Here is a 16,338-nt window from a genome sequence, read left to right on the forward strand (position 1 = left end):
AAATCCCATGGGAGACGGTGATCTCCCCAAACCGGGATTGTGGCCGCAGCCTCGTCACCAGCTGTTGCGCAGCTCCCGCAAGCGCCGGAACACGGTGGCGGCGTCGGGCTCGGCCGGCAGGTCCGGGCTGTCGCTGCGCAGCTGTTCGATCAGGCGCGTGCTGTCCAGGCGCATGAAGGTGTTGACCGCCCTCTCCTGCCCCAGCGTGGTCACGGGCATGCGGGCCGGGTCGCGGTTCACCACCTGGTCGAGCAAGACCTGCGCGTCACCGTTGCCGGGCTCGCGCGCCAGCGTGAAGCGCAGGTTGTTCTCGATGTAGTCGTGGCCCGGGTACAGCTCGGTGTGGTCGGGCAGGCGTGCCAGCTGGCGGCTGAAGGTGTCGTACAGGGCATCGACGTTGCCGCCGTTGTGCACGTTGCCAGCGCCGGCGTTGAACAAGGTGTCACCGGAGAACAGCGCGGGCTTCTCGGTGTGCGACAGCAGGCAGATGTGGCACAGCGTGTGGCCGGGCGTGTCCAGGCATTCAAGCTCGACCGTCTTGCCGACCTTGATGATGTCGCCCGCGCCCACACCGCGGTCCACCCCCGAGATCTTGCCGCCCGATTTTTCGTGCGCGATCAGCTTGGCACCGGTGGCGGCGATGACTTGCGCGTTGCCGCCGATGTGGTCGTGGTGCTCGTGCGTGTTCAGCACCTGGGTGATGCGCCAGCCCTTGGCCTTGGCGGTGTTGAGGGTCTTCTCGTGGTCGAGCGGGTCGATGGCCAGCGCCTCCCCAGTCTCGGGGCAGGCGATCAGGTAGTTGTAGTTCCGGTAGGCGTTGCCGGTCCAGATGCGCTCGACGATCATGCGTTCAGGCCCAGTGCTTGCAGGCGGCCGGGTTCGAGGATTTCGATCCAGTAGCCGTCGGGGTCCTTGATGAAGGCCACGTCTTTCATCTTGCCCTGGTCGGGGCGCTTCACGTAGGTGACGCCATGGCTGTCGAACCAGGCCACGGCGGCGTCCAGGTCGGGCACGGAGAAGCAGATGTGGCCGAAGCCTTGTGGCTGCGCATTGCCGTCGTGGTACTTGAAGGCGGGGTCGCTCTCGGTTCCCCAGTTGTGCGTGAGTTCAAGCAGGCCGCGCTGGGCAAAGGTCCAGGCGGTGCGCTCGCCCGCGTCTTCGGGAATGGTCTCGCCCTCTTCCGCGCGGTGCAGGAAAAACAGCGAGAACTTCATCTCGGGAAAGTCGAGCTTGCGCAGCAGTCGCATGCCCATCACGCGGGTGTAGAAGTCGAGCGAGACGGCCGGGTCTTTCACGCGCAGCATGCTGTGGTTGAACACGAATCCCCGGGTTTCGGGGGCAACCTGCTCGGCAACGCCGGGCTGTATCTCTGTGGTGAACGTCATGGATGAAGACAGGTTTCTGGATAAAAAAGGAATCAGCCGACCGCTCGCTTGCGCACTTCGGGCAACACCGCAGGCACCAGCATCGGCCGGCTGGCCGGGATCGGTTTTGGGAGACTCAGCCGCCTCAGGTAACGCATGCAGGTGATGCGCAGGAAAGAGGCGAAGTTGGGCACCTCGCCGCGGTTGGCCAGGATCTCGTCGTGGAACTTGGCGATCAGTGCATTGGTGGTGCGGCCCTCTTCCTCGGCGATCTCGGCCAGGATGTCCCACACCATGTTCTCCAGCCGGATGCTGGTCAGCACGCCGTGAATGCGCACGCTACGCGTGCGCTGTTCGTACTGGATCGGATCGGCTTTGACAAAAAATTCACACATGGTGTTTCTCCTGCGGATGCTGCCCTGCCCCCTCGGGCCGTCGGGCCCGGGTGTCAGATGGCGCGGCTGGTCATCTGTTGAGCAATGTACTCGGCCTGCCGGATCGCCAGTGTCACGATGGTCAATGTGGGGTTTTCCGCCCCGCCGGTGGTGAACTGGCTGCCGTCGGAGATGAACAGGTTGGCGATGTCGTGCGTCTGGCCGTAGGCGTTGCAGACACTGTCCTTGGCCGACGCGCCCATGCGGCAAGTGCCCATGTTGTGCGTGGACGGGTACGGCGGCGTGCGAAAGGCCTTGATGGCGCCGGCCGCCTGGTACACGCGCTCGCCCTGGCGGAAGGCGTGTTCGCGCATCGCGATGTCGTTGGCGTGGTCGTCGAAGTGCACGTTGGGAATCGCGCTGCCCCATTTGTCCTTCAGGCTGGCGTGCAGGGTCACGCGGTTGTTCTCGCGCGGCATGTCTTCGCCCACCAGCCACATGCCGGCCAGGTGGGTGTAGTTGTCCATGTAGCTGGCGAAGTCCTTGCCCCAGCCGCCCGGGTTCAGGAAAGCGGCCATGAACGGAATGCCCAGCGCCAGCGTCTCCATCTCATACCCACCGGCGAAACCGCGCTTGGTGTCGTGGCGTGCTTCGTCGCGCACGATGCCGGCCATGGTCGTGCCCTTGTACATGTGCACCGGGTTCTTGAACATGCCGTACACCGAGCCCGTCATGTGGCGCATGTAGTTGCGGCCCACCTGGCCCGAGCTGTTGGCCAGGCCGTCGGGGAACATGTTGGAGGCCGACAGCAGCAAGAGGCGCGGCGTTTCGATGGAGTTGCCGGCCACGCAGACCAGGCGCGCTTTCTGGCGTTGCTCCTTGCCGTCCTTGTCGAAATACACCACGCCCGTCACCTTGCCGGCGGCGTTGTGCTCGATGCGCGTCACGTGGCTCTCGGGGCGCAGTTCCATGTTGCCGGTTTTCTCTGCCTTGGGCAGCTCGGTGTAGAGCGTGGACCATTTCGCCCCGCTCTTGCAACCCTGGAAGCAGAAGCCGATCTGCATGCAGCGGCCGCGGTCGTCGCGCGGCTGGCTGTTGATGGCCATGTTGCCGGTGTGCACCTCCTTGTAGCCCAGCTTCTTCGCGCCCGCGGCCATCACCTTGAAGTTGTTGTTGCCCGGCAGGCCCGGAATGCCGTTGGTGCGTGTCACGCCCATCTTGTCTTCGGCGCGTGCGTAATAGGGTTCGAGTTCCTTGAGCGTGACGGGCCAGTCCATCAGGTTGGCGCCGGCGATCTCGCCGTAGTGCGTGCGGGTCTTGAACTCGTGCTCCTGAAAGCGCAGGGAGGCACCGGCCCAGTGGGTGGTGGTGCCGCCCACGGTCTTGCAGATCCAGGCCGGCAGGTTGGGAAAGTCTTTCGCCACGCGCCAGCTGCCGGAGGTGGTGCGGTTGTCCAGCCAGGCCAGCTGGCTGAAGGATTTCCATTCGTCGTTGATGAAGCTGGCCGGGGACTGCATGGCGCCGGCTTCGAGCACGACGACCTTGATGCCTTTTTGCGCGAGTTCGTTGGCCAGCGTGCCGCCGCCCGCGCCCGAGCCGATGATGACGACCACGCTGTCGTCGGTGGTGGGGAATGTGGTCATGGGGTTGTCTCCTGTCCGGTTCTGTTCTGCTCTGTTCTTCGCTCTTGTTGGTCTGCTGCGCTGTCGGCGCTGCTCAGCCCATGAAGGGCGGCGGGCTTTGTTCGGGTGTGGGCGCCGGCAGCCACTTGAGGTCCTGGAAGCCGCGCGTGATGTAGCCGCCCTTCTCCCAGGAAGACCCCGGGTAACCGAAGGCGGCATAGGCCATGTCGTTGTCGTACAGCGAGGTCACGCACTGGCCGCGCACCGTGTTGAAGAAGGGCTGGCCCTCCAGTGCGGTGACGATGGCCAGGCGGCGTTGCTCGTTGGCCTTGGCAAAGCCGGCCTTGTCGAGCGCGGCAATGCCGTCCTGCAGCACTTTGGCGGTGGCCGCATCACCACTGGCTTTGGCGTCCAGGTCTTTGGCCAGCAGCGCGTACACCGCGTCGGGCAGTTTCTTGTGCGGGTACAGCACGCGGCCCATGGCCATCAGCGCCTGGCCCTGGGCCTGGCTCAGGGTCTTGAGCTCCACCGCCCAGACCGGCGACGGCGCCAGCGCGGCCAGCACCGAGCCGGCGGCGATGGTGCCCATGAGGATGCCGGAGCCTTTGAGGAATTCGCGCCGCGCCAGCGGCAGGTTGAGGCGCGGCACCTGGCCGCTGTCTTCGTGGCAGGCGCTCGCGGCGTCCGCGCTGGGGGCGATGGGTATGAAACGCATGTTTGTCTCCTGTCTTTTCGTGGGGTGTGTGCGGCCAGCAAGGTCCTGCACTGCGCCCACTGTTGCGCTTGCGTGGCCTGCTCAGGTAATAGCGCACTACATCCGAGGGAAAACCCGATGCACAGGGTTGCATGCATCGGTTGCCGGCCGCGGTGTCACCCGCCAGGGCATGCTGTGTCGCCGCTACTCCAGCGCGGCCGGTTTGGCGCCTGCTTCGCTCGCGCCGTGGCTGACGGCGGTGCCGTCGTCGGGCCTCAGCTCCCGGAAGACCAGGGCCGACAGCACCGTCAGGCTGCCCAGCGCCAGGAAGGCCAGGTGGATGCCGTGGATCAGTTGCGCCGGGTCGCTGCGCACCGCGTCGGGAATGAACAGCGCTGCCGCCAGCGAGGCGGTGGCCACGCCGAAGCTCATCGACATCTGCTGCAGCGTGCTGGCCATGGTGCTGGCCATGCTGGCGTCGGGTGGTGCGATGTCGGCGTACACCAGCGTGTTCATGCTGCTGTACTGCAGCGAGGAGCAGAAGCCGAACAGGAAGGCCTGCAGCACGATCTGCCACACCGGTGTGCCAGGCCCGATGGTGGAGAACAGCATGATGCAGCCGCCCATCAGCAGGGTGTTCCAGATCAGCACGCGGCGGTAGCCCACGCGCGCCAGGATGTGCGGCACGGTCATCTTCAGGCACATCGCGGCCAGCGGCTGCGGCACGATCAGCAGCGCGGCCTGCACCGGGCTGAAACCCATGCCGATCTGGTACAGCAGCGGCAACAGGAAGGGCATGCCGCCGGCGCCCAGGCGCGTGACGAAGCTGCCGCTGACCGCCACGCGGAAGGTGCGCACGCGCAGCAGCACCAGGCGCAGCAAGGGGTGCGGCTCGGTCATGGCGTGGCGCCCGTAGGCCGCCAGCAGCGCCATCGAAATGCCCAGCAGGGCCAGCATCTCGCGCCCGCTCAGCGAGTGGTCGCCGAACACCTCCAGCACATAGGACAGCAACGCAATGCCGGCGCTGAACAGCACCAGGCCCACCCAGTCCAGCGGGGTGCTGTTGTCGGAGCGGTAGTCCGGCAGGTGGCGCCACACCATGTACAGACCCAGCAGGCCGATCGGCAGGTTGACGAAGAAGATCACGCGCCAGTGCAGGTAGTGCACGATGAAGCCGCCGGCCACCGGCCCGAGCATCGGGCCGATCAGCGAAGGGGTGGCGACGAAGCTCATGGCGCGCACCAGCTCGGACTTGGGGAAGGTGCGCACCAGCGTGAGCCGGCCCACCGGCACCATCATCGCGCCGCCCATGCCCTGCAGGATGCGGCAGGCCACCAGGGTGTGGATGTCGGTTGTCAGGCCGCACAACAACGAGCCCAGGGTGAACAGGCCGATGGCGGTGGCGAACACGCGGCGTGTGCCGAAACGGTCGGCCAGCCAGCCGCTGACCGGCACGAACACCGCCACCGCCAGCGTGTAGCTGCTGAGCACGGCCTTCATGCTCAGCGCCTGCACCCCCAGCGCGGCGGCCACCGTCGGCACCGCGGTGTTGAGGATGGTGGTGTCGAGCGACTCCATGAAGAACGCCACCGCCACCAGCCAGGGCAGCAGTTGCTTCACGCGGTCGGTGGGTGTGCCGGTATCGCCGCTCACAGCTGGAACCCCAGCCAGAGCAGCATGCCCTCTCCGAGATCACGCGCCAGGCCGGGCGGCTTGGGCGTGTGGGCAGTGGCCGTGGCACGTTCCTGGTCGAACCAGGCGGCGAAGCGGCGCACGTCGGCGGTCTTGTGGAAGGCGAACATCAGCTCGTAGTTGAGCAGCAGGCTGCGGCTGTCCAGGTTGGCCGAGCCGGCGAGCGCCAGCACGTCGTCGAACACCGCCAGCTTGGCGTGCATCATGCCGGGCGCCAGCCAGATGCGGCCACCGGCCTGCGCCAGCGTGCGCAATGCGCGGCCACGGGCAATGTCGGACAGCCGGTGGTTGGAGCGCGCGGGGATCAGCAGGTCCACCTCCACACCGCGCCTTGCGGCCAGGCTCAGCGCCATCAGCAGGGCCGGGTCGGGCACGAAGTACGGCGTGGCCAGTGCGATGCGGCTGCGCGCCCGGTAGGCGGCGGTGACCAGCAGGGCCAGCACGGTGTCGTCCACCTGGTCGGGGCCGGAGGCCACCAGCTGGCCGCCGTCCATCGGCATCGGTGCACCGGCCCAGGCTTCTTCCACCCGCGCTTCGATCGGCACCGCCGCGCCCTGCGCAAAAGCCCAGTCGTGTTCAAACAGCTGCGCTGCGTGCTCGACCATGGCGCCGCCGAAGTCAAAGCTCAGGTCGCACCAGGGTGGTTGCCCGGGCGTGCCTTCAAAGTACTCGGCCGCCAGGTTGCGCCCACCACACCAGACGCGCGCGCCGGGCGCACCGGCATCGGCCACCACCAGCTTGCGGTGGTCGCGCAGGTTGGTGCGGGCGCGCCGGGGTGAACTCAGCGGCGGCACGAAGGACACGAAGGCGCCGCCGGCGCGTGTCAGGCGGTCCAGCGCGGGGTGGCGCGACATCAGGCTGCCCATGCCGTCAAGCATCAGGCGCACGCGCACGCCCTGCTCCGCTCTGGCCGCCAGCCGCTCGACCACCTCGCGCCCGAGTGCGTCGCGCCCCAGGATGAAGGTGCACACGTCCAGGGTTTCATGTGCGCCATCGATCACCCGCAGCAGCGCCGCGTGTGCCGCCGCGCCGTCGGCGTGCAGCCGCAGGTCGTCGTAGGCGGCGGGCGCGGGCTGGCCGAGCGAGACGATGGTTTCCACCGCCCAGCTGCCCACGTCCTGCCAGCGCCGGCGCCCGGGCGCGGCCTGGCCGTGCGGGCGCACCGTCTTGCGCGAACCGAACAGCAGAAACGCCGGCAGCGCCAGGTAAGGCACCAGCAACAGGAACAGGATCCAGGCGATGGCCGCGGACGGCTGCCGCCGCTGGCCCATGGTGTGCGCGCTGACGATGTAGATCAGGATGGCCAGGACGACGACCAGGCCGTGCAGCGTGAGCCAGTGGATGGCAATCAGTTCGGACAACAACATGGGGCCGGCGGGTTCCTTGTTCGGGCACTCGGAAGGACGAGGTAGATGCCTGCATTCAACAACGGTTGCCGCATCCGCTGCGCACGCAACGGTGGTGGCCGCATGTCACTTGTCACACGCGCCTTCAGCGGCTGCAACACACGGCAGCGGTGCGGCTCGCACCATGCAGGTACCGGCTTGTGGTGGTCTTCCAACGCGCCGGGGCCAGGGTAGCTGGAGCGCGATCCGCTGTGAAGACCCACCCGCTGCACCGCTGGCCATCGCACCCTCGGCGCGGCGCCCCGGAGAACACCATGAGAAAGCCCGCGCATCCCACGCCGCGCAACCCCGAGCGCCGGGTCTGGGTCGCCACCACCGGCGCCATGTGCGGCGTGGCCGCGGTGGCCACCGCCGTGCCTTTCGTGTCGTCCTTCGCACCCAGCGAGCGCGCCAAGGCGGCGGGCGGCCCGGTGCAGGTGGACCTGTCGGACGTGGCGCCCGGCGGCATCAAGACCGTGGAGTGGCGCGGCAAGCCGGTCTGGGTGATGCGCCGCACGCCCGAGATGCTGGCCGCGCTCAAAGGCCATGACGCCGAGCTGGCCGATCCGCAATCCGAACGCGACCAACAACCGCCCTACGCCAGAAACGCAACCCGCTCGATCAAGCCCGAGCTGTTCGTGGCCATCGGCATCTGTACCCACCTGGGCTGTTCACCCAACCCGGTGCCGGCCGGCAACAGCAACCCCAGCATGCCGGGCGACTGGCAGGGCGGCTTCTTCTGCCCCTGCCACGGCTCGATCTTCGACGGCGCCGGCCGCGTGTTCAAGAACAAGCCCGCACCGAGCAACCTGGAGATTCCGCCGTACCGCTTCGAGAACGATGCACACATCGTCATCGGCGACGACAGCATCGCCTGAAAGAAAGAAGAGAAAGAAGAGAAAGAAGAAGGAGGACATGATGAAAACCACCAGCGCCACAACCCTTCAAGCCCTGACCACAGCCGGGGCCACCGCGCTCGCCCTGGGTGCTTCCAGCCTCGCCATGGCAACCGAATACGGCACCGTGGTGTCCAGCACACCGGCCTACGTGCAGGTGGCCGTGCCGCAGCAGCAATGCCATGAGCAGCCGGTGCTGGTGCAGCCCGCCACCAGCGGCGCCGGTGGCCTGGTGGGTGCGCTGGTGGGCGGGGGCCTGGGCAATGCCGTCGGCAACGGCGGCGGACGCGCACTGGCCACCGGCGTGGGCCTGATCGCCGGTGCCCTGATCGGTGACCGCACCGAAGCCCGTGACAACCCGCCCTACCCGGTGAGCCAGACCCAGTGCCAGACCGTCAGCCGCTACGAGAACCAGCTGATGGGTTACGACGTGGTCTACCGCTACAACGGGCAGAGTTACAGCGCCCGCCTGGCGAACGACCCGGGCGCACCCGGCGCCGCCCTGCCCTTGAACGTGAACGTGCAGGTGGCCGGCGCAGAGCCGGCTGTACCCATGCCACCCATGCCACCGGCAACGCAGCCGATGACGCTGTACGCCCGGCCGCCAGTGATTTACAGCCCTGCACCGGTGGTGTACGGGCCGCCCGCGGTCTACTACCACGCACCCTATTACGGCCCCTCGTTCAGCCCGGCCTTCGGACTGAGCATCGGCGGGGTCTGGGGCGGCGGCCACCACGGCCATTGGCGCTGACGGGGTCGTCGTGGGGCGCGTTTGATGGTGGCGCTGCAAGGCCCCCCCTCGGGCCCGGCTGTGGTGCGCTGGCCAAATGCACGACACTGGCAGCCCGAACGCACCCTCCCCCACCACACCATGCCCAGCCGCGAGGCCACTGCACCCACCCGCCCACTGCCCCGATCCACCGCCACAGGTGCCGCGCAGAACGCCCTGCGCACCATCGCCGCGTTTGAAGCCTTCAAGGGGATGCTGGCGCTGATCGCCAGCCTGGGATTCCTGAGCCTGCTGCACCACGACCTGCACCACCTGGTGACGGCGTTGATCGGCCACATCGGCCTGAACCCGGGCGACCACTACCCGGCCATGGTGCTCGGCAGTGTTGACCAGTTGCTCGCCACGCCCCACCGCACGCTGCTGCTGTTGGCCGGTGCCTATGTGCTGCTGCGCTGGCTGGAGGCCTACGGGCTCTGGAACACGCGGCCCTGGGGTGAGTGGCTGGGGGCGCTGTCGGGCGCGCTGTACATCCCGTTCGAGCTGCGCCATTTTGTCCACCAGCCAAGCTGGCTCAACGCAGCGGTGGTGCTGCTCAACCTGCTGGTGGTGGGTTTCCTGGGCTGGCGCCTGCGGCAGCGCCGCCGGGCCTGAACCTGGCCTGACTAGGCCGCGGTCAGAACAGGGTTTCGACTTCGGCGTCCAGCCGGTAACCCGCGCCGCGCTCGGTGATGATCAGCTGCGGATGGGCGGTGTCGGCTTCGATTTTCACGCGCAGGCGGCGTATCTGCACGTCGATCGTGCGGTCGTACACCTCGCCTTCGTGCAGGCGCGAGAGAGACAACAACTGGTCGCGGCTCAACACCCGTTGCGGCGCGCGGCACAGCGCATTGAGCAGGCTGAACTCACCGTTCGACAGCTCCACCGACACGCCCTGCGGCGACAACAGGCGGCGCGTGCGCAGGTTGAGCTCCCAGCCCGAGAACCGGTAGGCACGCCGGCTGCTGTCGCGTTCGGGCAGCGTGGCCTGCACCTGGTAACGGCGCAGCACCGCGCGCACCCGCGCCAGCAGTTCGCGCGGGCTGAAGGGTTTGGTGACGTAGTCGTCGGCGCCCAGCTCCAGGCCCATCACGCGGTCCGCCTCTTCGCTGCGCCCGGTCAGCAGCACGATGGGCACGGTGGCGCGTTCGCGCAGGCTGCGCGCCAGCAGCATGCCGTCTTCGCCGGGCAGCTTCAGGTCCAGCAGCACGAGGTCGATGGCCTCGCGGTCGAACAGGGCGAACATCTCGGGGCCCGAGCGCGCGGCGCTCACGCGCATCTCGTTGTTGCCCAGGTACTCGGTGACGAGCTCGCGCACGTCGGCATCGTCGTCGACCACAAGGATGTGAGGCTGGTGGCTGGTGTTCATGGCGTCGTGCCCGATGCGGACTTGAACTTGTCGTCCGCGTTTCCCGGCAGGCAAGTGGTGCAGTGATGGTGTGTCTGCGGGCCATGGTAACGCAGCGGGCTGCCGGTTTTCCATCGGCGGGGCATACTGCAGCCCACCACTTTCATCCCCCACCGTGCGCCCTTTGAACGACGATCCACCCACGCGCCGCCGCGATGCCTTGCGGCCCTGGTTGCTCGCCCTGGCGCTCTGGTTGCTGCTGGCGGCGGTGACGGCGCTCGCGCTGTGGCACCTGCACCGCAGCGCCCTGTCCAGCCAGGGCCGTGAGATACAGCTGCTCTCGCTGGCCCTGACCGACGAACTCGACCGCGGCCTGCACGGCACCGAATACGGCCTGCAGGCATTGGGCCGTGAGTTGCGCAGCCGCCATCTGATGGGGCCCGGCCTCGACACCGAACAGGCCCTGCACACCCGCGCCGCGCTGATGCCGATGGTGGAAAGCCTGTGGCTGCTCGGGCCCGAGCGCCAGTTGCTCGCGGCCTCCGATGCCGCACCCCTGCCCGCGCTGGAGGGCTTCCTGCCCGCGCTCTCCTCACTCGATGGTGACAGCACAGCCCTGAGCCCGTCGTACGAACACCCCGGCGGCACGCAGCGCCTGGTGGCGCTGGCGCTGCGTGTGGACGCCACGCCCGAACACCCTGGCGGCTGGGTGCTGGCCAGCATGCCGACCGACAAGCTGCTGGGCGCGTTTGGCGCCGCCCTGCCGGCCGCCGACGCACGGGTCGCAATCTTCCGCCGCGACGGCCTGCGGCTGGTTGGCAGCGAGGTGGTGGCGCCGCGCGCCGCCGCCCCCGACAACACGGCACCACTGCGCCTGGACGGCCTGCCCGGCCTGGAGCGGCAGCGTTTCAGCGACGGCAGCGACAACCTGGTGGGCGTGCACGAGGTGGAGCGCCACGGCCTGCAGGTGATGGTGTCGCGCGGCCTCGGCTCGGTGCTCGCCGGCTGGCGCGGCGCGCTGGATCTGGCGCTGGGTGCACTGGTGTTCCTGCTCCTCGTGCTGGCGGCGGCGGTGGCCATCGTCACGCGCTCGGAGCGGCGCCGGCTGGCGGCTCAGCAGGCGCTGCAGCTGCAGCTCACCCGCGCCAGCAAGCTGGAGGCACTGGGCGCACTGGCCGGCGGCGTGTCGCACGACTTCAACAACGTGCTCGCCGGCATCGTCGGCTACGGCGAGATGGCGCAAGACGCGGCCGTGCCCGGCAGCGACCAGGCGCGCCACCTGGACCGGGTGCTGCAGGCGGCGCAGCGCGGCCAGTCGCTGATAGAGCGCATCCTCTCCGTCAGCCGCGGTGGCGCGCGCGTGTCCAGCGTGTTCGAGCTGGAGCCCATCGTCGAGGAAGTGTTGACGCTGCTGACCGCCTCGCTGCGCCCCGGCATGGTGCTCGAGCGTGTGCTCGACGCGCCGGACGCGCGGCTGCGCGGCGACGCCACGCAGACGTTCGAGGCCGTCATGAACCTCTGCACCAACGCCATGCAGGCCATGCCCGACGGCGGCATGCTCACCGTGCAGTTGGAGCGCGCGCGTGTGAACGCGCCGCGGGTGCTGTCGCACTCGGCGCTGCACGAGGGCGACTACCTGCTGCTGAGCGTGAGCGACCAGGGCGTGGGCATCACGCCGGCGGTGATGGAGCGCCTGTTTGAACCCTTCTTCACCGCCCGCAGCGCGCTGGGCGGCACTGGGCTGGGCCTGGCCGTGGTGTTCGGCGTGGTGGCCGAACTGGGTGGTGGCATCGACGTGCACAGCCGGCCCGGCCAGGGCGCGCGCTTCAGCCTTTACCTGCCCGAGTGCTTCGAGCCCGCCACGGAAGCGACCGAAGCCGACACCAACGCGGTGGTGGCCGCGGGGGCCGGCCAGTCCCTGCTGGTGGTGGACGACGAGCCCGTGCTGCTGAACATGACCGCCGAACTGCTCAGCGACCTGGGCTACGACCCTGTGTGTTTCGGCGACGCCGCCGCGGCGCTGCAGGCCGTGCAGGCACACCCCGCGCGTTTTGCCGCCGTGATCACCGACGAGGTGATGCCCGGCCTGAGCGGCACGCAATTCACCCGCACCCTGCGCGAACACGCGCCCGACCTCCCGGTGCTGCTGGTCAGCGGCTACGGCGGTGCGCGGCTGGCCCGACGCGCCAGCCGCGCCGGCGTGACGCGTGTGCTGATGAAGCCGCTGCGCCGCGCTGAACTGGCACGCACACTGGCTGAGATGCTGACCTGAAGCCTTCGCGCGGCGCGTGCAGATGTCATCTGCAACACCGGGCCTCGGCGCCTGACACACGGCCCGCCTGCACCGGACAGACCATGGATGGGCCGCACCTTGTGGGGCGTCTTCATCCAAGGAGTCCAGCATGAAGCCATCCGACGCCACCGGGGCCGGGCCCACGCCCCACGCCGCGCCCACCCACTCCATTCCCGAACTCGTGGCCGAAGTCTACGAAGCCGCCCCACCCGCCGAACGCAGCCGCCTGCTGGAACAGCTGTTGCGCCCGCTGGGCCTGTTGTCCTTGTTCGGCATCGCCGGTGGTGTGTTTGGCCAGCTGCGCTTTCGCCATGGCTGGCACGAGCAGATCCGTGTTGACGAACTGCCCGCCGTGGACAGCGGCCAGCTGGTGGCGCTGGTGGAACATGCGCAGCAGGTCAGCGTGGAGACGGTCGATGGCCTGGCGCAACTGCTGACCGCGTCGCCCGTGCTCTCGGGCTCGGCCGCCGCCACCCTGCTGGTGGCCTTGCTGGTGCAGCGGGCACAACAACGCCGGGCCATGCGCAGAGGCCGCGGTTGAAACCAGACCTGTTTCCGGCCCACCTGTTGCTGCACCTCAGGGACGACCGGGCACCTCCCCAACAACCGGCCCGCGAGCGCGCCTGGCGCTGGCTGCGTTCGTGGCTGCACCAACCCGCGCGGGCCTGCGCCGGTGTGGAAATCGACGACCTGCAAGGCCATCGTTTGTTTGAAGCCGACCCGGCCGCGCCCTTGATGGACGTGCCGCTGCCCGCCGGCACCTACCACGTCACCGCCCACCGCGGACGCCAGCGCCGGCGCTACACCGTGACCCTGGAACACGGCGCCCACTTCGATCTGTACCTGCGCGTCAGCGGCGACCGGCCCTGAGGCCACCCTGCGCCACTCGACCCACGCGGCATGCACCTTGCAACGGCCGCCCACCGCCACCCCAAGAGAGTCCGAGCCATGTCCACCCGCTCACGCCGCGCCGCTGCCACCGCCCGCACTGCCACGGGCCCCGAGTGGCCACGCGACGAGGAATGCATCCTGGTGCTGCAAGGCGGTGGCGCGCTGGGCGCCTACCAGGCCGGCGTGCTTGAAGCCCTGGGCCGCCACGGCCAGCCCGACTGGGTGGCCGGCATTTCCATCGGCGCCATCAACGCCGCGCTGATCGCCGGCAACCCGCCCTCACGCCGGGTCGAGCGCCTGCGCGAATTCTGGGGGCTGGTGAGCTCGGCCCAGGCCCTGCCCTTCCTCGGCCCACGCGAGACGCTGAACAACGCCAGCGCCTCGCAGGCCATCTGGTTCGGCGCGCCGGGCTTCTTCAAGCCGCGCGTGCCACCACCCGCCTTCCAGGCGCCCGGCACGCCGGCGGCCATCAGCTTCTACGACACCGAGCCGCTGCGCCAGACGCTGGAGCGGCTGGTGGACTTCGACCGCATCAACACGGGCGAGATGCGGTTGTCGGTCGGTGCGGTGAACGTGCGCAGCGGCAACTTCGAGTACTTCGATTCGGCGCGCCAGCGCATCGACGTCCGCCACATCATGGCCAACGGCGCCCTGCCGCCGGGTTTTGCGCCGGTGGAGATCGACGGTGAGCACTACTGGGACGGTGGCCTGGTGTCCAACACGCCTTTGCAGTACGTGCTCGACCAACCCGCGCGGCGCGCCCGGCTGGTGTTCCAGGTGGACCTGTTCGCCGCCGCCGGCGCCGTGCCCACCAACCTCGCCGAGGTGGCGGCGCGTGAGAAGGAAATCCGTTTCTCCAGCCGCACCCGCCTCAACACCACCAACGAACTCGACCGGCAGGCCATCGCACAGGCGGCGGCGCGGCTGCTCGACAAACTGCCAGCCGCACTGCGCCGCGACCCCGACGCCCGCGCGCTTGCCGGCCTGCGTGCGGGCAAGGCGGTGGACGTGGTGCACCTGATCTACCGCAGCAAGCGCTACGAAAACCAGACCAGGGACTACGAGTTCTCGCGCCTGTCGATGCAGGAGCACTGGAACAACGGCCGCACCGACATGGCGCACACCCTGCACGACCCGCGCTGGCTGCACCGCGCGCCGGCCCACACTGGCGTGCGCGTGTACGACCTCACCGCCGACACGGACACCGCCTCCTCTTCCCTTGTTCAAACCACCGAAAGCACACCATGACCGTCAAAGACAAAGTCTGCATCGTCACCGGCGCCGCCAGCGGCATCGGCAGTGAGATCGCCAACACCTATGCCCGCGAAGGCGCCCGCGTCGTCATCGCCGACCTCAACCTCGACGCAGCGCGCGCCGCGGCAGAACAGATCCAGGCCAACGGCGGCCGGGCCATGGCGGTGGCCATGGACGTCACGAGCGAAGAGCAGGTGAACGCGGCCGTGGCCGAGGTGGTCAAGGCCTGGGGCGGTGTGGACGTGCTGGTGAGCAACGCAGGCGTGCAGATCGTGCACCCGCTCGAAGAATTTCCGTTTGCCGACTGGAAGAAGATGCTGGCCATCCACCTCGATGGCGCCTTCCTCACCACCCGGGCCTGCCTGCCGCACATGCAGAAGTCCGGCCGCGGCGGCAGCATCATCTACATGGGTTCGGTGCACTCCAAGGAAGCCTCGGTGCTCAAGTCGGCCTACGTGACGGCCAAGCATGGGCTGATCGGCCTGTGCAAGACCGTGGCCAAGGAAGGTGGCCCACACGGCATCCGCGCCAACGTGATCTGCCCCGGCTTCGTGCGCACCCCGCTGGTCGAGAAGCAGATTCCCGAACAGGCCAAAGCGCTGGGCATCAGCGAGGCCGAGGTGGTGAAGAACGTGATGCTGAAAGAAACCGTGGACGGTGAGTTCACGACCGTGCAGGACGTGGCGGCGGTGGCCCTGCTGTTCGCGGGTTTCGACTCCAACGCCCTGACGGGCCAGTCGCTGGTGGTGAGCCACGGCTGGTTCATGCAGTGAACCAGGGCCCGGTGGTTCAGGCCAGAGCGTTGCTCACCGGGGCCGTGCGCCGTAGGCGGTGACGACGAAGTCGTCGAGCTCGAAGCCCAGCTGGGAGGCCACCACCTTGAGGCGGGCCTCGATCTCGGGGTCAAAGAACTCGTGCACGTCGCCGGTGCGGTTGCACACCAGGTGGCCGTGGTGGCGTTCGCCGTCGTTGAGTTCGTAAACCGCCTTGCTGTTGCCGAGCTGGCTCTTCTTGAGCAAACCGGTCTGTTCAAACTGGCCCAGCACGCGGTACACGGTGGCCAGGCCGAGGTCGGCCTGTTCGGCGTGCAGCAGGCGGTACACGTCTTCGGCCGCCAGGTGGCGTTGTTCACAACTGAGAAACAACCCCAGGATCTTCAGGCGCGGCAGCGTCGGTTTGAGGCCGCTGCGCTTGAGGCCAACGGATGCTTCTTGCATGGACGTCCCCGCAAAGAAAGGTTCAGGGCGGTGCGATGGCGTGGGGAAAAAAAGCATGGCTGGCCGGCGTACCGATGGCTAGCAAAAACGACGCCTGAGAACCAAGCCTCAGGGTCGCCCCACGAAAAAAACTATTTGGTCAGGATCAGCTTGCCCAGCTTGGTGGCTTGCAGCTTGTACAAGGAGCCGTTGTGCGCAATCTGCACACACTTGCTGCCTCGCAACAGCGCCATGCTGTCGATGCTCAGGCGCGTTTCGGCACCGCTTGCGTCGGCCTGGTCGATCACCTCTTCGTGTGCCGTCGCAATCACGGCGGCACGGCGCGGCGCGCGCAACACGGGGCGGCTGATCGACAAAGTCTGCATGGCTTCTCTCCTGGGCACGCAGCGTGGTGACGTGCGTCATGTGATCGACTCTTGCTGGGAACCACCCCGGTGAACCAGGGCAGCGGCATGGGTGCAGTATAGCTTAATAATGAGATTGATTCGCATTTATTTAAAAAGATGAGCGAGCTGAACCGCAGGAACGCCCATGGAAATCCA

18 protein-coding genes are annotated in these 16,338 nt (G+C 68.1%); 8 read left to right on the forward strand and 10 right to left on the reverse strand.

The window, feature by feature from the left end; translation table 11 throughout:
* Positions 1-54: 54 nt before the first annotated feature.
* The 7 genes from HPA01S_RS01340 to HPA01S_RS01370 all read right to left on the reverse strand — a co-directional run bounded on the left by HPA01S_RS01340 (position 55) and on the right by HPA01S_RS01370 (position 7,113).
* Complete coding sequence (locus HPA01S_RS01340) at positions 55-846, reverse strand: hydroxyacylglutathione hydrolase (protein ID WP_066265661.1); 792 nt, start codon at positions 844-846, stop codon at positions 55-57.
* Positions 843-1,385: a lactoylglutathione lyase gene (gene gloA, locus HPA01S_RS01345; protein WP_066265663.1), complete on the reverse strand. Its 543-nt coding sequence runs from the start codon at positions 1,383-1,385 to the stop codon at positions 843-845. Before gloA ends, HPA01S_RS01340 begins: the two co-directional genes overlap by 4 nt.
* A gap of 32 nt (positions 1,386-1,417) precedes the next feature.
* Positions 1,418-1,759, reverse strand: coding sequence for a ribbon-helix-helix domain-containing protein (locus HPA01S_RS01350; protein ID WP_066265665.1), 342 nt, complete (start codon positions 1,757-1,759; stop codon positions 1,418-1,420).
* Between the two features lie 53 nt (positions 1,760-1,812).
* Positions 1,813-3,381, reverse strand: coding sequence for a GMC family oxidoreductase (locus HPA01S_RS01355; RefSeq protein ID WP_066265667.1), 1,569 nt, complete (start codon positions 3,379-3,381; stop codon positions 1,813-1,815).
* Positions 3,382-3,454: 73 nt separating this feature from the next.
* Positions 3,455-4,075 (reverse strand): twin-arginine translocation signal domain-containing protein, encoded by a 621-nt coding sequence (locus tag HPA01S_RS01360; RefSeq protein ID WP_066265668.1) that lies wholly within the window; start codon positions 4,073-4,075, stop codon positions 3,455-3,457.
* Between the two features lie 183 nt (positions 4,076-4,258).
* Positions 4,259-5,707, reverse strand: coding sequence for a DHA2 family efflux MFS transporter permease subunit (locus tag HPA01S_RS01365; protein WP_245638542.1), 1,449 nt, complete (start codon positions 5,705-5,707; stop codon positions 4,259-4,261).
* Positions 5,704-7,113, reverse strand: coding sequence for a phospholipase D-like domain-containing protein (locus tag HPA01S_RS01370; protein WP_066265673.1), 1,410 nt, complete (start codon positions 7,111-7,113; stop codon positions 5,704-5,706). The genes HPA01S_RS01365 and HPA01S_RS01370 overlap by 4 nt, the downstream gene beginning before the upstream one ends.
* Before the next feature lie 293 nt (positions 7,114-7,406).
* On the opposite strand from HPA01S_RS01370, the gene petA reads away from it, so the two are divergent.
* The 3 genes from petA (at position 7,407) to HPA01S_RS01385 (ending at position 9,408) form a co-directional block, all read left to right on the forward strand.
* Entirely contained in the window at positions 7,407-8,009 is a 603-nt protein-coding gene (gene petA, locus HPA01S_RS01375) for a ubiquinol-cytochrome c reductase iron-sulfur subunit (RefSeq protein ID WP_066265674.1), read from the forward strand.
* Positions 8,010-8,049: 40 nt separating this feature from the next.
* Positions 8,050-8,778, forward strand: coding sequence for a glycine zipper 2TM domain-containing protein (locus HPA01S_RS01380; protein ID WP_084360404.1), 729 nt, complete (start codon positions 8,050-8,052; stop codon positions 8,776-8,778).
* Positions 8,779-8,898: 120 nt separating this feature from the next.
* Positions 8,899-9,408 carry a DUF2127 domain-containing protein gene (locus HPA01S_RS01385; RefSeq protein ID WP_066266178.1) on the forward strand — a complete coding sequence of 170 codons (510 nt, stop codon included), beginning with the start codon at positions 8,899-8,901 and terminating at the stop codon, positions 9,406-9,408.
* A gap of 22 nt (positions 9,409-9,430) precedes the next feature.
* Here HPA01S_RS01385 and HPA01S_RS01390 read toward each other — a convergent pair whose 3' ends face one another.
* The gene (locus tag HPA01S_RS01390; protein WP_066265678.1) at positions 9,431-10,162 is read right to left on the reverse strand and encodes a response regulator transcription factor; all 732 of its coding nucleotides are present in this window, start codon (positions 10,160-10,162) and stop codon (positions 9,431-9,433) included.
* 163 nt (positions 10,163-10,325) lie between these two features.
* On the opposite strand from HPA01S_RS01390, the gene HPA01S_RS01395 reads away from it, so the two are divergent.
* From HPA01S_RS01395 to HPA01S_RS01415, 5 genes are all read left to right on the forward strand, one after another.
* Positions 10,326-12,413: an ATP-binding protein gene (locus HPA01S_RS01395; RefSeq protein ID WP_066265679.1), complete on the forward strand. Its 2,088-nt coding sequence runs from the start codon at positions 10,326-10,328 to the stop codon at positions 12,411-12,413.
* A 130-nt stretch (positions 12,414-12,543) separates the two neighbouring features.
* Positions 12,544-12,975, forward strand: coding sequence for a hypothetical protein (locus HPA01S_RS01400; protein WP_066265680.1), 432 nt, complete (start codon positions 12,544-12,546; stop codon positions 12,973-12,975).
* Positions 12,972-13,304: a hypothetical protein gene (locus HPA01S_RS01405; protein WP_066265683.1), complete on the forward strand. Its 333-nt coding sequence runs from the start codon at positions 12,972-12,974 to the stop codon at positions 13,302-13,304. Before HPA01S_RS01400 ends, HPA01S_RS01405 begins: the two co-directional genes overlap by 4 nt.
* A gap of 78 nt (positions 13,305-13,382) precedes the next feature.
* Complete coding sequence (locus tag HPA01S_RS01410; RefSeq protein WP_066265684.1) at positions 13,383-14,573, forward strand: DUF3734 domain-containing protein; 1,191 nt, start codon at positions 13,383-13,385, stop codon at positions 14,571-14,573.
* Positions 14,570-15,352, forward strand: a complete 783-nt coding sequence (locus HPA01S_RS01415; protein ID WP_066265686.1) for a 3-hydroxybutyrate dehydrogenase — start codon at positions 14,570-14,572, stop codon at positions 15,350-15,352. Before HPA01S_RS01410 ends, HPA01S_RS01415 begins: the two co-directional genes overlap by 4 nt.
* A gap of 33 nt (positions 15,353-15,385) precedes the next feature.
* Here HPA01S_RS01415 and HPA01S_RS01420 read toward each other — a convergent pair whose 3' ends face one another.
* Entirely contained in the window at positions 15,386-15,796 is a 411-nt protein-coding gene (locus tag HPA01S_RS01420) for a Fur family transcriptional regulator (protein WP_066265689.1), read from the reverse strand.
* Between the two features lie 131 nt (positions 15,797-15,927).
* Entirely contained in the window at positions 15,928-16,161 is a 234-nt protein-coding gene (gene hemP, locus HPA01S_RS01425; protein WP_066265691.1) for a hemin uptake protein HemP, read from the reverse strand.
* Positions 16,162-16,338: the final 177 nt, after the last annotated feature.

The sequence above is a fragment of the Hydrogenophaga palleronii NBRC 102513 genome, from assembly GCF_001571225.1.
GTDB lineage: Bacteria > Pseudomonadota > Gammaproteobacteria > Burkholderiales > Burkholderiaceae_C > Hydrogenophaga > Hydrogenophaga palleronii.

Bases quoted from the DNA above. Each gene is read 5' to 3' on its own strand.
- hemP (WP_066265691.1), bottom strand. From the start codon at position 16,161: ATGCAGACTTTGTCGATCAGCCGCCCCGTGTTGCGCGCGCCGCGCCGT.
- HPA01S_RS01370 (WP_066265673.1), bottom strand. From the start codon at position 7,113: ATGTTGTTGTCCGAACTGATTGCCATCCACTGGCTCACGCTGCACGGC.
- HPA01S_RS01390 (WP_066265678.1), bottom strand. From the start codon at position 10,162: ATGAACACCAGCCACCAGCCTCACATCCTTGTGGTCGACGACGATGCC.
- petA (WP_066265674.1), top strand. From the start codon at position 7,407: ATGAGAAAGCCCGCGCATCCCACGCCGCGCAACCCCGAGCGCCGGGTC.
- HPA01S_RS01400 (WP_066265680.1), top strand. From the start codon at position 12,544: ATGAAGCCATCCGACGCCACCGGGGCCGGGCCCACGCCCCACGCCGCG.
- HPA01S_RS01360 (WP_066265668.1), bottom strand. From the start codon at position 4,075: ATGCGTTTCATACCCATCGCCCCCAGCGCGGACGCCGCGAGCGCCTGC.
- HPA01S_RS01410 (WP_066265684.1), top strand. From the start codon at position 13,383: ATGTCCACCCGCTCACGCCGCGCCGCTGCCACCGCCCGCACTGCCACG.
- HPA01S_RS01415 (WP_066265686.1), top strand. From the start codon at position 14,570: ATGACCGTCAAAGACAAAGTCTGCATCGTCACCGGCGCCGCCAGCGGC.
- gloA (WP_066265663.1), bottom strand. From the start codon at position 1,385: ATGACGTTCACCACAGAGATACAGCCCGGCGTTGCCGAGCAGGTTGCC.
- HPA01S_RS01355 (WP_066265667.1), bottom strand. From the start codon at position 3,381: ATGACCACATTCCCCACCACCGACGACAGCGTGGTCGTCATCATCGGC.
- HPA01S_RS01380 (WP_084360404.1), top strand. From the start codon at position 8,050: ATGAAAACCACCAGCGCCACAACCCTTCAAGCCCTGACCACAGCCGGG.
- HPA01S_RS01340 (WP_066265661.1), bottom strand. From the start codon at position 846: ATGATCGTCGAGCGCATCTGGACCGGCAACGCCTACCGGAACTACAAC.
- HPA01S_RS01420 (WP_066265689.1), bottom strand. From the start codon at position 15,796: ATGCAAGAAGCATCCGTTGGCCTCAAGCGCAGCGGCCTCAAACCGACG.
- HPA01S_RS01385 (WP_066266178.1), top strand. From the start codon at position 8,899: ATGCCCAGCCGCGAGGCCACTGCACCCACCCGCCCACTGCCCCGATCC.
- HPA01S_RS01350 (WP_066265665.1), bottom strand. From the start codon at position 1,759: ATGTGTGAATTTTTTGTCAAAGCCGATCCGATCCAGTACGAACAGCGC.